Origin of the sequence: Kitasatospora sp. NPDC004799 (genome assembly GCF_040609095.1) — a bacterium.
In the GTDB taxonomy this organism is placed as follows: domain Bacteria; phylum Actinomycetota; class Actinomycetes; order Streptomycetales; family Streptomycetaceae; genus Kitasatospora.
The window spans coordinates 1-11,777 of sequence record NZ_JBEXJK010000256.1 but is presented as its reverse complement, the minus strand read 5'-3'; the positions used below and the strand labels follow the sequence as shown (position 1 = coordinate 11,777).

At 71.8% G+C, this 11,777-nt stretch carries 14 protein-coding genes and 1 pseudogene; 7 read left to right on the top strand and 8 right to left on the bottom strand.

The window, feature by feature from the left end; genetic code table 11:
• Positions 1–134: 134 nt before the first annotated feature.
• The 5 genes and pseudogenes from trxA to ABZW03_RS27285 all read right to left on the bottom strand — a co-directional run bounded on the left by trxA (position 135) and on the right by ABZW03_RS27285 (position 3,520).
• Positions 135–461: a thioredoxin gene (gene trxA, locus ABZW03_RS27305; protein ID WP_355263562.1), complete on the bottom strand. Its 327-nt coding sequence runs from the start codon at positions 459–461 to the stop codon at positions 135–137.
• Positions 462–591: 130 nt separating this feature from the next.
• Positions 592–1,561, bottom strand: a pseudogene (gene trxB, locus ABZW03_RS27300) (thioredoxin-disulfide reductase).
• 4 nt (positions 1,562–1,565) lie between these two features.
• Positions 1,566–1,988 (bottom strand): arsenate reductase ArsC, encoded by a 423-nt coding sequence (locus ABZW03_RS27295; protein WP_355263559.1) that lies wholly within the window; start codon positions 1,986–1,988, stop codon positions 1,566–1,568.
• A gap of 275 nt (positions 1,989–2,263) precedes the next feature.
• Entirely contained in the window at positions 2,264–3,079 is an 816-nt protein-coding gene (locus tag ABZW03_RS27290; RefSeq protein ID WP_355263557.1) for a sulfite exporter TauE/SafE family protein, read from the bottom strand.
• Positions 3,080–3,199: 120 nt separating this feature from the next.
• Positions 3,200–3,520 (bottom strand): hypothetical protein, encoded by a 321-nt coding sequence (locus ABZW03_RS27285; RefSeq protein WP_355263554.1) that lies wholly within the window; start codon positions 3,518–3,520, stop codon positions 3,200–3,202.
• Positions 3,521–3,700: 180 nt separating this feature from the next.
• Between ABZW03_RS27285 and ABZW03_RS27280 the strand changes: the two genes are divergently transcribed.
• The 6 genes from ABZW03_RS27280 to ABZW03_RS27255 all read left to right on the top strand — a co-directional run bounded on the left by ABZW03_RS27280 (position 3,701) and on the right by ABZW03_RS27255 (position 8,387).
• Positions 3,701–4,300, top strand: a complete 600-nt coding sequence (locus ABZW03_RS27280) for a class I SAM-dependent methyltransferase (protein WP_355263551.1) — start codon at positions 3,701–3,703, stop codon at positions 4,298–4,300.
• Between the two features lie 334 nt (positions 4,301–4,634).
• Positions 4,635–4,967, top strand: a complete 333-nt coding sequence (locus ABZW03_RS27275) for a metalloregulator ArsR/SmtB family transcription factor (RefSeq protein WP_355263548.1) — start codon at positions 4,635–4,637, stop codon at positions 4,965–4,967.
• Positions 4,964–6,073, top strand: coding sequence for an ACR3 family arsenite efflux transporter (gene arsB / locus ABZW03_RS27270; RefSeq protein ID WP_355263545.1), 1,110 nt, complete (start codon positions 4,964–4,966; stop codon positions 6,071–6,073). Before ABZW03_RS27275 ends, arsB begins: the two co-directional genes overlap by 4 nt.
• A 5-nt stretch (positions 6,074–6,078) precedes the next feature.
• A complete protein-coding gene (locus tag ABZW03_RS27265; protein WP_355263543.1) occupies positions 6,079–6,297 on the top strand; it encodes a DUF2180 family protein in 219 nt (72 codons plus the stop codon).
• Entirely contained in the window at positions 6,294–7,340 is a 1,047-nt protein-coding gene (locus tag ABZW03_RS27260; RefSeq protein ID WP_355263541.1) for an ArsO family NAD(P)H-dependent flavin-containing monooxygenase, read from the top strand. The genes ABZW03_RS27265 and ABZW03_RS27260 overlap by 4 nt, the downstream gene beginning before the upstream one ends.
• A 60-nt stretch (positions 7,341–7,400) precedes the next feature.
• A complete protein-coding gene (locus ABZW03_RS27255; RefSeq protein WP_355263539.1) occupies positions 7,401–8,387 on the top strand; it encodes a hypothetical protein in 987 nt (328 codons plus the stop codon).
• A 135-nt stretch (positions 8,388–8,522) separates the two neighbouring features.
• Here the strand turns inward: ABZW03_RS27255 and ABZW03_RS27250 are convergent, their stop codons facing one another.
• From ABZW03_RS27250 to ABZW03_RS27240, 3 genes are all read right to left on the bottom strand, one after another.
• Positions 8,523–8,996, bottom strand: a complete 474-nt coding sequence (locus ABZW03_RS27250) for an N-acetyltransferase family protein (protein WP_355263537.1) — start codon at positions 8,994–8,996, stop codon at positions 8,523–8,525.
• Positions 8,997–9,061: 65 nt separating this feature from the next.
• Positions 9,062–9,424, bottom strand: coding sequence for a metalloregulator ArsR/SmtB family transcription factor (locus tag ABZW03_RS27245; RefSeq protein ID WP_355263534.1), 363 nt, complete (start codon positions 9,422–9,424; stop codon positions 9,062–9,064).
• A gap of 40 nt (positions 9,425–9,464) precedes the next feature.
• Complete coding sequence (locus tag ABZW03_RS27240) at positions 9,465–10,157, bottom strand: NAD(P)-binding domain-containing protein (protein WP_355263531.1); 693 nt, start codon at positions 10,155–10,157, stop codon at positions 9,465–9,467.
• Between the two features lie 106 nt (positions 10,158–10,263).
• Here ABZW03_RS27240 and ABZW03_RS27235 point away from each other — a divergent pair, with 106 nt between their 5' ends.
• The gene (locus tag ABZW03_RS27235; protein WP_355263528.1) at positions 10,264–11,637 is read left to right on the top strand and encodes an NAD(P)-binding domain-containing protein; all 1,374 of its coding nucleotides are present in this window, start codon (positions 10,264–10,266) and stop codon (positions 11,635–11,637) included.
• Positions 11,638–11,777: the final 140 nt, after the last annotated feature.

Below are 11,777 nucleotides of genomic sequence, written 5' to 3'. Positions count from 1 at the left end.
GGCGCCCCCCCCGGGCCGGGTGGGGGGCCTGTTCCTGGCCGCGGGCGGGCGCCGGGGCCCCGCCCCCCCGCGGGGGGGGGGGCCCCCCCGGGGGGGGGCCCCCCCCCCCGCCGTGCGGTCGACGACCGGAGGGCCTAGATGAACTCGGCCAGCTCGCGCAGCAGCGCGGCCTTCGGGCGGGCACCGGTGATGGACTTCACCGGCTCGCCGTCCTTGTAGACGATCAGGGTCGGGATCGAGATGACGCCGTACTTGGCGGCGGTCGCCTGGTTGGCGTCCACGTCGAGCTTGGCGATGGTCAGCTTGTCGCCGTGCTCGGCCGCGATGTCCTCCAGGACCGGGGCGACCTGGCGGCACGGGCCGCACCAGGTGGCCCAGAAGTCGACCAGTACGGGCTTGCTGCTGTCCAGGACGTCGGCCTGGAAGGACGCGTCGGTGACGGTGGTGGTGGCGCCGGCCACGGGAACTCCTCGGGATCGGACGGAGGGGGCTGCTGCCGGGAGAACAACGGATGGGCCCGTTCTGTTTCTGCCCGGCCGGGGCGGGGGTGTTTCACGTGGAACACCCCCGCGGGGTGGATCGGGGAGGGGCTCAGACCGCGACGGCGGCGGCCTTGGCCTCCAGGTCGTCCAGCGAGGCCAGGTAGCGCTCGGCGTCCAGGGCGGAGGAGCAGCCGGTGCCGGCGGCGGTGATGGCCTGGCGGTAGGTGTGGTCCACGACGTCGCCGGCGGCGAACACGCCGGGGATGTTGGTCCGGGTGGAGGGGGCCTCGACCTTGAGGTAGCCCTCGGCGTCCAGGTCCAGCTGGCCCTTGAAGAGCTCGGTGCGCGGGTCGTGGCCGATCGCGATGAACAGGCCGGTGACGGCCAGCTCGCGGGTCTCGCCGGTGGTGGTGTCGCGCAGGGTGACGCCGCTCAGCTTCGGGTCGCCGTGGATGGCCTCGACCGCGCTGTCCCACTCGAAGCGGATCTTCGGGTCGGCGAAGGCGCGCTCCTGCATCGCCTTGGAGGCGCGCAGGGTGTCCCGGCGGTGGATGATCGTGACGCTCTTGGCGAAGCGGGAGAGGAAGGTCGCCTCCTCCAGGGCGGTGTCGCCGCCGCCGACCACCGCGATGTCCTGGTCGCGGAAGAAGAAGCCGTCGCAGGTGGCGCACCAGGAGACGCCGCGGCCGGAGAGCTTGTCCTCGTTCGGCAGGCCGAGCTTGCGGTGCTGGGAGCCGGTGGTGACGATCACGGCGCGCGCCTTGTGCACGTTGCCCTCGGAGTCGGTGACGGTCTTGATGTCACCGGTGAGGTCGACCGCGACGATGTCGTCCGGGATCAGCTCGGCGCCGAAGCGCTCGGCCTGCGCCCGCATGTTGTCCATCAGCTCGGGGCCCATGATGCCGTCCCGGAAGCCCGGGAAGTTCTCGACCTCGGTGGTGTTCATGAGCGCGCCACCGGCGGTGACGGCCCCCTCGAAGACCAGCGGCTTGAGGGAGGCACGGGCCGTCCGCGTAGAGCGCGGCCGTGTACCCGGCCGAGCCGGAACCGATGATGATCACGTTACGGACGTCGCTCATGCGGTCAGCCCTCCAGCTGCTTGGCGTCGATCTCGGCGATCAGGTTCTCGATCAGGGTCTTGATCTCGTCGCGGATCGGGCGGACGGCTTCGACGCCGTGGCCGGCCGGGTCGTCCAGCTTCCAGTCGAGGTACTTCTTGCCGGGGAAGTACGGGCAGGCGTCGCCGCAGCCCATGGTGATCACGTAGTCCGACGCCTGGACGGCCTCGGTCGTGAGGATCTTCGGCTTCTGATCCGAGATGTCGATGCCCAGCTCGGCCATGGCGGCGACGGCGGACGGGTTGACCTGGTCGCCCGGCATGGAGCCGGCGGAGCGGACCTCGACGCGGTCGCCCGCGAGGTGGGCCAGGAATCCGGCGGCCATCTGGGAGCGGCCGGCGTTGTGGACGCAGACGAACAGCACGGAGGCTACGGGGGAGGTGGTCATCTCGCTCTTCCTCGAAGACGGGGTGCCGTACGACACGACCGGGCGGGGACGGTCGCGCCCGCGGCACGGCCTTGCGGCAGTTGCGGTGTCCGCAGACCGATTGCGCTGCTGGACCCGGCGGTCGGCTCGGAACGGCTGCCGACACCGACAAACGTATCACTAGATGGTGATGTCAGTCGACAGTGATGTGAATGGCGGGGGCAGCGCCCTCGCCCGAAGCCCCGGACGGCCTCGGATTCCCCCCATCCACCCGCACACGCACCGGCCACCCGGACTCATCGGTGCCAGGCAAGCTTGACGGCGGAAACGAGCAGAATCACCGCCAACGCCGGGACGAGGACCAAGTCCGGGAACACCCCCAGGAGCAGGCCGCCCAGCACCGCGCCGACGACGGAGCCCATGGCCATCACGGCGGTGAAGCGCAGGTTGGCGCCGAGGACGGCGAAGCTGCCGTCGCGGCTGTATCGGGCGAAGGCCACCAGCATGGTCGGCAGCGACACCAGCAGGGACAGGCTCCCGGCGGTCTTGATGTCGAGCGCGAACAGCAGCACGATCATCGGGATCAGCAGCTCGCCGCCGGCCACCCCCATGATCGCCGCGACCACCCCGATGCCGAACCCGGCCACGACCCCGCCGGGCACCCGGGCCCATGGCGGAAGGTCGAGCGCGCCCAGGGTGGCGGCGTGCGTGACCAGCAGGGCGGCGGCCATGAGCACCATCAGCGCGGCCAGCACCCTGTAGAGGGTGGCGCTGCGCATCCGTACCGCCCAGCCCGCTCCGGCCCAGGCGCCCAGCAGGCTTCCGGCGAGCAGGTTGACCGCTACAGGCCAGTGCGCGGCCAGCTGCGAGGCCGGCACCGCGTCGAGCCGGGAAGGCAGGGCGGTCAGCACGACGACCAGGCTCATCGCCTTGTTCAGGATGACCGCCGAGAGCGCGGCGAACCCGAACAGGCCCATCAGCAGCGGCAGGCGGAACTCCGCGCCGCCCAAGCCGATCATCCCGCCCAGCACGCCGATGGCGGCGCCGGCGCCGAACACCAAGGGCATCGAGTGCGTCGAGCGTTGTGGCGCGAGGTCCGTGTGGATGGTCACGACAGGCATCCTCACGGATCGAGGCCACCACCCGCCATGGCGAGTCCTCCGAGGGCAGGTCGGCGCCGAAGCTGGAGACCACCAGGCAGTGGGCCGCCCAGGCCGCCCAGGCGCGCGTGTTCACCCAGCGGGCGGGGCGACGGGTACGACGGTGACGGCGGTGAAGCGGGGCGGGGCGTCCTGGCGGCGGAGCTGCACGTCGACCTCGGCGCGCTGATAACGGAAGGGCAGCAGCCAGCTGGAGCGTTCGACGTTCTTGAGCAGGCAGGCAGCGAACGCGGCGGCAAGCAGGTCGGCTGGGCCCGGTGCGCCGCTCGGGGCACTCCCCCAGAAGCCGTCGACGGGGATGGTCTGCGTGGCCGCCCGAACCCGGGCATCGCCTCCGGGGGCGGTGTGGCCGTGGACCTGGTAGACGGTCGGCGGGGTCGCGCTTTCCCCCATCGCGGGCACTTCGTTCGACAGATCGGGAGCGGTGCACCACAGGCCACCCGACAGGCGACCGGGGCCGCACGCTCCAGGGCCCGTGGCAGGCACCTCAGTGGCCATGACCCGCATCAGCGGCATCGCCTTAGGATTCGGGACATGGAGAGGATCACGCTGCCACACGGAGAGCCCCTACCGATGACGACGCGGCGAACACGCTGGCAGGAGGCGGGAAGCAGCGGAGGCTTCGGCCAGCGGTTCGCCGAGCTGATCGCCGCCGGCGAGGACGTCGACGGCGAGGCCAGGCTCGCCGACACGCTCCTGCCGCGCGGCGCCCGGGTACTCGATGCCGGCGCCGGCATGGGCCGGGTGGCCGCCGCGCTCCGGCGGCGGGGGCACGACGTGGTCGCGATCGAGCCCGACGAGGCCCTGGTCCGCCAGGCCCGGGAGACCTACCCGGGGCTGGCGATCGAGGAACGCGACATCCTCGACCTCGGCCCCGATGACGGCCCGTTCGACCTGGTCGTCTGCGTCGGCAACGTCATCGTCTACCTCGCCGAGGGCACCGAACGCGAGGCGCTGCGCGCGATGCGTGACGTACTCGGCGAGAACGGCCGGATCCTGGTCGGCTTCCACCTCCAGGACCCGCCGCCGCACGCCCGCACCTACACGGCGGCGGAGTTCGAGACGGACCTGACCGCCGCCGGACTGCGCGTCGACCTGCGGGCCGGCACCTACCAACTGCACCCCGCGAACGACACCTACGGCGTCTGGATCCTGAGCCGCGCCCACGACTGACCCCACCCTCGGGCCAGCACTCGATGGACCGACACACTCCCGCCGAAACGGCGCGGCACAGGGAGTCTCCGGAGTGCCGGCCTCGAAAGCCGGTCCGGCATAGGTGACACCCACCCGCACCGGCCAGTTCATCACGGCACCCCGGCCCGCCAAGCTCCCCCGCGTCCAGCCCCGGGCTACTGCGGCAGCCGGCCACGCGCCGAATGCGAAAGATGCCCGGCCCCGACCCCCAGCGGCGCCACACCCTTGCAGCTGCGGCACCTACGGGCGGCTCGACCCGTGAACTCGACAGCGGGCTTGGAAGTGCCGCCAACATCGACTAACGTATCACTACATGGTGATGTCAGTAGAGAGTGATACAAATAGCCCGGTAGACGTGCTGAAAGCCGTGGCCGACCCGCTGAGGATGCGGATCCTCACCCTGCTCGCCCGCGAGGCCCTGTGCACCAGCCACCTGGTCGAGGAGACCGGCGCCCGGCAGACCAACCTGTCCAACCACCTCAAGATCCTCCGCGAGGCCGGACTGGTCGACACCGAGCCCTGCGGCCGCTTCACCTACTACAAGCTCCGTCCCGACGCCCTGGACAGCCTCGCCGGCTTCCTCGGCGACCTCGCCGCCACCGCCCGCGCCACCGCGTGCGCCGACACGAAAAGGGCCTGCCCGTGACGGCCACCAAGACCACCGCTCCCCCGGACCACCCCGAGGCCGGACTGGTCGGCAAGCTCTCCTTCCTCGACCGTTTCCTCGCGGTGTGGATCCTGCTCGCCATGGGCCTCGGGCTCGGCCTCGGCCGCCTGATCCCCGGCCTGAACGACGCCCTCGCCAAGGTCGAGGTCGGCGGCGTCTCCCTGCCCATCGGCCTCGGCCTGCTGGTCATGATGTACCCGGTCCTCGCCAAGGTCCGCTACGACCGCCTGCACACCGTCACCGGCGACCGCAAGCTCATGGCCTCCTCCCTGGTGATCAACTGGGTACTCGGCCCCGCCGTCATGTTCGCCCTGGCCTGGCTCCTCCTGCCCGACCTCCCCGAGTACCGCACCGGCCTGATCATCGTCGGCCTGGCCCGCTGCATCGCCATGGTCATCATCTGGAACGACCTCGCTTGCGGCGACCGCGAGGCCGCCGCCGTCCTGGTCGCCCTCAACTCCGTGTTCCAGGTCGTCATGTTCGGCGTGCTCGGCTGGTTCTACCTCGACGTCCTGCCCGGCTGGCTCGGCCTCGAACAGGACGGCCTGCACTTCTCCGTCGCCAAGATCGTCGTCAACGTCCTGGTCTTCCTCGGCATCCCGCTGCTGGCCGGCTTCCTCACCCGCCGCCTCGGCGAGCAGAAGCTCGGCCGCGAGACCTACGAGCAGAAGTTCCTGCCGAAGATCGGCCCCTGGGCCCTGTACGGCCTGCTGTTCACGATCGTGATCCTCTTCGCCCTCCAGGGGAAGACCATCACCTCCCAGCCGCTGGACGTCGCCCGCATCGCCCTGCCTCTGCTGGCCTACTTCGCGATCATGTGGTTCGGCACCTTCGCTCTCGGCAAGGCCCTCGGCCTGGCTTACGACCGGACGGCCACCCTGGCCTTCACCGCCGCCGGCAACAACTTCGAACTCGCCATCGCCGTCGCCATCGCCACCTTCGGCGTCACCTCCGGCCAGGCCCTGTCCGGCGTCGTCGGCCCCCTCATCGAGGTGCCCGTCCTCATCGCCCTCGTCTACGTCTCCCTGGCCTGGCGCAAGCGATTCGCCCCCACTGCCGTCACCACCGCGGCGAAGGAGTCCTGACCCCCATGCACTGCCTGGAGTGCCGTTCGGCAAACACGACCAGCACCGCCGTCGGCGTCTGCCGCGGCTGCGGCGCCGGCGTCTGCGCCGACCACGCCCGCACCGAGGCCGCGACGCTGCGGAGCGGGCCGGTCCTCGGTCCGGCCGACAAGACAGTGGTCCGTCAGATCCTGTGCCCGTCCTGCGCGGCACCCGTGGAATCCGGCGCGGGGATCCCTTCGTGACGGAGACGACCGACGTGGTGGTGGTCGGCGGCGGCCAGGCCGGGCTCGCCGCCGGCTACTACCTGCGGCGCGCCGGACTCGACTTCGCCATCCTCGACGCCGCCGAGGCACCGGGCGGCGCATGGCAGCACTACTGGGAGAGCCTTCGCCTGTTCTCCCCCGCCGCCTACTCCTCACTCCCCGGCCGCCCCATGCCCGGCCAGGCCGGAACCGAGTGGCCGGACGCCGAGCACGTCACCGAGTACCTGGCCGAGTACGAGAAGCGCTACGAACTCCCCGTCCACCGCCCGGTCTCCGTCACCTCGGTGACGGAGACCGGTGGCGGGGGCCTGCTCGTGCACACCGACGACGGAACCTGGCACACCCGTGCGCTGATCAGCGCCACCGGCTCCTGGACCCGCCCCTTCGTCCCCGCCGTCCCGGGCCGAGAGCTGTTCACCGGGCGCCAGTTCCACACCACCGGCTACCACCGCGCCGCCGACTTCACCGGCCAACGCGTCGTCGTGGTCGGCGGCGGCAACTCCGGCGCCCAGATCGCCGCCGACCTCACCGGGGTCGCCGCCGCCGTCCGCTGGGTCACCCACCGCCCCGCCCGCCTCCTGCCCGACGAGATCGACGGCCGCGCCCTCTTCGAGATCGCCACCCGCCGCGTCCAGGACGGCGGCCCGCGCATCTCCGACCTCGGCGACATCGTCGCCACCCCACCCGTACGCGCCGCCCGCAACGCCGGACTCCTCACCGACCACCCCATGTTCACCGCCCTCACCCCCACCGGCCCCCGCTGGCCGGACGGCGAACTCTGGCCCGCCGACGCGATCATCTGGTGCACCGGCTTCCGCCCCGCCCTCGCCCACCTCGCCCCACTGGCCTTGCACACCGAGGCTCGCGGCCGGATCGCCACCACCGGCACCCGAGCCGTCTCCGACCCGCGCGTCCACCTCCTCGGCTACGGCGACTGGACCGGCCCCGCCTCCGCCACCCTCATCGGGGTGGGCCGTACCGCCCGCCAGGCCGTCACCGAGATCACCGACCTGCTGCGCTGACCGAACGTCGGACCGAAAACCGGCACGCAGAACGCCAACCAGCAGGTCTAATGAACACTTGTGATCGAACAGCCGACATCGGCCCTGTACCGCTTCGTGGAACACGACGACCCCGACAGCCTCACCCTCGTCGTCGACACACCCCAGGGGCCTCACCTGCGCCGCATACCGCCCGCTCTGCCGCTGCCCTCCCACATCGACCCCGGCCCCGGCGCGGAAGCCGCAGCGCACCACGCCGCGGCCACATGGGGCATGCCCGACTTCGTGTTCCAACAAGCCGCGCACGCAACCAAGGGCTCAGGCCGGCGAGAGCTGGGTGACCGTCTGCTCCTGTCCGGCCGACGCGATGCGGTCGTCCAGGTCAAGGCCCGCACCATACCGCCGAAGCCGGATGCCCAGGAAGCGGCCTGGATTCAGAAGGTGGCGGCCAAGGCGATGAGCCAGGCCAAAGGCACCGTACGGCAACTGCGGATGGCGCCCGCCGAGATGCTCAACGGCCGCAACCGCGCCATGGGCGTCGACGGCACCAACGCCCACCTGACGATCCGCGTCATGCTGGAAGACATCGCCCTCAGCATGCTCGACGACTCCCTGACCGAAGCCAACCGCTTCAGTGTCCTGTCCGACCTCGACCGGCTACCCGTGACCGCACGGGCCGAGTGGGGCCACCTACTGCTGGACATGCTGCGCGACGTCCCACACGTCCCGGACGAACACTGCAAGTGGCGCTTCAGGCGGATGCTCCACGAAGACGGCACCCATCAGCTCATCGTGGGCGCCGCCACCCGCTTCGACGCCGGCGTCCGGGCAGCCTTCTCCGCGTACGTGCAGCTACGCCACCACGAAGTGACCGCACGCACCGGCCGAACCGAGGAAGCCTCCACCCTCGGCGTGCTCCTCACGCCCCGCCACGACGGCAGCCGCCCCTGGGACACCAGCACGGTACGGGTGCACGGCGACCTCGAACTGTCCGAGGAAGAACTGAGTGCCTACAGCGAAGCATGGAACCGCACCACCGAGGACGGCGCCGTCGGCGCGGACATCTGAGCCTCCCGGGCCGTCGCCGCCCATGCCCATTCATGCCGCCACGCCGTTCGGCGAGGACGCACGGCACCAGCTGCCGTGGTGGTGGCCGGTGTGGTCATGGGGGCACGGAAACGGGTGGCAGGTCGCCTGCCAGGGTCAGTCGATGGTTGGGCTTCGTCGTTCAACCAGGAGGACGTCCCGCCAGGTGCCGTGGTGGCGGGCGATGCGCTCGCGCGTGCCGATGACCCGGAAGCCCGCCTTGGCGTGGACGGCGAGGCTGGCCGCGTTCTCGGGGAACACGCCTGACTGGATTGTCCAGATCCCGGCTGCCTCCGTCGAGGCGATCAGCGCCTCCAGGAGCAGGCGGGCGACGCCCCGGCCCTGAGCATCGGGGTGGACGTAGACGGAGTGCTCGACCACCCCGGTGTACGCGCACCGATCGGAGACCGCGCTGGCCGCCACCCAGCCGAGCACCCGGGTGGCCCCGTCGAGGGCGACGAAGCGGTGGTCCGCCAGCTTGGTCCGGTCGAAGTGCTCCCAGGTGGGCGCGCTGGTCTCGAAGGTGGCGTTCCCACCATCGATACCGGCCTGGAAGATCGCGAGGACCTGCTCGGCATGGCTGGCAGTCATCGGCTCGACGGTGACAGCGGGAGTGGACACGGGCGGGTTCTCCATGGGATCGAGGGGCGACCGAATCAGCGGGCGGCGCCTGCGAGCATGCCGGCCATCGCGGCGAGCACGGAGGGCTCAACGCGGTAGTAGACCCAGGTCCCGCGCCGCTCCGAGGTGAGCAGGCCGGCCTCACGCAGCTTCTTGAGATGGTGGGAGACGGTCGGCTGGGAGACGCCGACGTCCTGGATGTCGCACACGCACGCCTCCCCGCCCTCGTGCGAGGCGACCCGGGAGAACAGCCGCAGCCGCACCGGGTCGCCCAGCGCCTTGAACATCGCCGCCATCCGCACCGCGTCCGCCTCCGACAGCGACGCGGCGGTCAGCGGCGGGCAGCATGGCACGACGGCCTCGGGCTCCAGCACGGGCAGCACATTCGCGTTCGACATACATCTATGTTGACATACATCAAATCACTGAAGACGCCGCTCACGTCCGAGTTCGCGGGCGAGGCGGCGGGCGACCCGAGCCGCGTCGCGCCCGACACCGCGCAGCGAGTTGGAGGAGAGGCTGCGCTGCCATTCGAGCCCCAGGCAGGCCAGGCGCGGGCGCACGGTGGACCCGGCTGCGCTCGGCGAGTTCCGCGGCGATCTGGGCAGCAGAGTTCCCGGCCCCCACGACGACGGCTCTCCGTCCCGCGAAGGGCCCGGGGGTCGCGTACTCGGCGGCGTGCAGCAGCTCGCCCTCGAAGCCGGCCAGACCGGGAAGCTCCGGCCGGTGAGGGTGCCCGGAGGAGCCCGTCGCAGCGACGACCGCTCGCGCCGCGAGCCTGCCGCCGCCGTCCAGGGTGATCTCGTACGCGCCGCCGGCCTCTCGCACCTCCACCACCCGCGCCCCGGTGCGGATGTCCGCATCGAGGGCGGCGGCGTATCCGAGCAGGTAGTCGACGACCTCGTCCCGGCGCGGGTAGCGGTCGGGGTTCCCGCGGAACGGCATGCCGGGCAGAGCACTGTAGCGAGCGGGCGAGAACAAGGTGAGGCTGTCGTAGTAGTGCGGCCAGGAGCCTGCGGCCCGGCCGGATGCTTCCAGAACGACCGGCACGAGCCTCTGCCGCCGAAGGGCGTGCGCCGCCGCCAGCCCGGACTGCCCGCCGCCGATCACTGCGACGTCGATGATCTCCACGCTTCCTCCTGCTTTGACGAATGTCTATGTTGATATTTATCAAAGCAAATGCCATGCTGGAGCCGCACCACCTCATCGACAAGTGTCGAATCAAAGGAGAACCCCCGTGAACGCCTCCGCTGCCGAGCAGCCCCTGCCCGTCGTCGTGGTCGGTGCCGGTCCGGTCGGCCTGGCCGCCGCCGCCCGCCTGCTGGAACGCGGCATCGAGCCGCTGGTGCTGGAGGCCGGCCCCTCAGCCGGCACGGCGGTGCGCGGATGGGCGCACGTCCGGTTGTTCTCGCCGTGGGCCGAGGTCGTCGACCCGGCCGCCGAGAAGCTGCTCAGCCCCACCGGCTGGGTCCGCCCCGACGGCGCCGCCTACCCGTCCGGCGGCGACTGGGCCGAGCAGTACCTCCAGCCGCTCGCCGACGTCCTCGGCGAGCACGTCCGGTACAACGCGACGGTGACCGGGGTGGCGCGCGCCGGGCGTGACCGCATCGTCGACTCCGGCCGCGAGGAGCAGCCGTTCACCGTCCACGTCGAGTACGCGGACGGCAGGGAGGAGCGCTTCCTCGCCCGTGCCGTCGTCGACGCCTCCGGCACCTGGGCCACCCCGAACCCGCTGGGCGCCGACGGCCTGCCCGCCCTCGGCGAGCGCGCGGCCGACGGCCGAATCTCCTACCGCATTCCCGACCTCCAGGACCCGTCCGTCCGCGCCCGGTTCGCGGGCAGGCGCACCGCGGTCGTCGGCACCGGTGCCTCGGCGTTCACCGCCCTCGCGTACCTGGCCGACCTCGCGAAGCAGGAGGAAGGCACGCACGCCGTGTGGGTGCTGCGGCGCGGCATCACCGGCTCCACCTACGGCGGCGGCGAGGCCGACGAGCTCCCGGCCCGCGGCGCGCTCGGCCTGCGCGCCAAGGCCGCCGTCGAGGACGGCCACGCCACCGCGCTCACCGGCTTCCGCACCGCCGCCGTCGAACCGCACGGCGAGCAGCTCGTCCTGATCGCCGAGGACGGCCGCCGCAGCAAGCCCGTCGACCAGGTCGTCGTCCTGACCGGCCTGCGCCCCGACCTGTCGTTCCTCTCCGAGATCCGGCTCGGCCTCGACGAGCGGCTCCAGGCGCCCACCGAGCTCGCCCCGCTGATCGACCCCAACCAGCACTCCTGCGGCACCGTGTACCCGCACGGGGCGAAGGAACTCGCCCACCCGGAGAAGGACGTCTACCTGGTCGGCATGAAGTCCTACGGCCGCGCGCCGACGTTCCTCGCCATGACCGGCTACGAGCAGGTCCGCTCCATCGCCGCCTCACTGTCCGGCGACACCGAGGCCGCCGCCCGGGTCGAACTCACCCTCCCCGAGACCGGCGTCTGCGGCGGCGCCGGCCTGTTCGACGAGCCCGACGCCGCGCAGAGCAGCGGGGGCTGCTGCTCCGTCCCGGCCGCGCCGCAGGTCCTCACCATCGGCCTCGGGGGCCCCGCCGCCTCCGCCGGGAGCTGCTGACCTCACGGTGACCAGCGCCCGCCTCGCCGGGGGCCCGCCCCCGGGCCCCCCCCCCCCGCGGGCCCCCCCCCCCCCCCCCCCCCCCCCAGCCCACCAAACACCACCAGGGTCAAGAGAAAAACCGAGAAACCCCCGACCAC

What these genes read in the sequence shown, in the direction of transcription:
- ABZW03_RS27295 (WP_355263559.1), bottom strand. Translation starts at nt 1,988, where the DNA reads ATGACCACCTCCCCCGTAGCCTCCGTGCTGTTCGTCTGCGTCCACAAC.
- ABZW03_RS27285 (WP_355263554.1), bottom strand. Translation starts at nt 3,520, where the DNA reads ATGGGGGAAAGCGCGACCCCGCCGACCGTCTACCAGGTCCACGGCCAC.
- ABZW03_RS27280 (WP_355263551.1), top strand. Translation starts at nt 3,701, where the DNA reads ATGACGACGCGGCGAACACGCTGGCAGGAGGCGGGAAGCAGCGGAGGC.
- ABZW03_RS27275 (WP_355263548.1), top strand. Translation starts at nt 4,635, where the DNA reads ATGGTGATGTCAGTAGAGAGTGATACAAATAGCCCGGTAGACGTGCTG.
- ABZW03_RS27265 (WP_355263543.1), top strand. Translation starts at nt 6,079, where the DNA reads ATGCACTGCCTGGAGTGCCGTTCGGCAAACACGACCAGCACCGCCGTC.
- ABZW03_RS27250 (WP_355263537.1), bottom strand. Translation starts at nt 8,996, where the DNA reads ATGACTGCCAGCCATGCCGAGCAGGTCCTCGCGATCTTCCAGGCCGGT.
- ABZW03_RS27245 (WP_355263534.1), bottom strand. Translation starts at nt 9,424, where the DNA reads ATGTCGAACGCGAATGTGCTGCCCGTGCTGGAGCCCGAGGCCGTCGTG.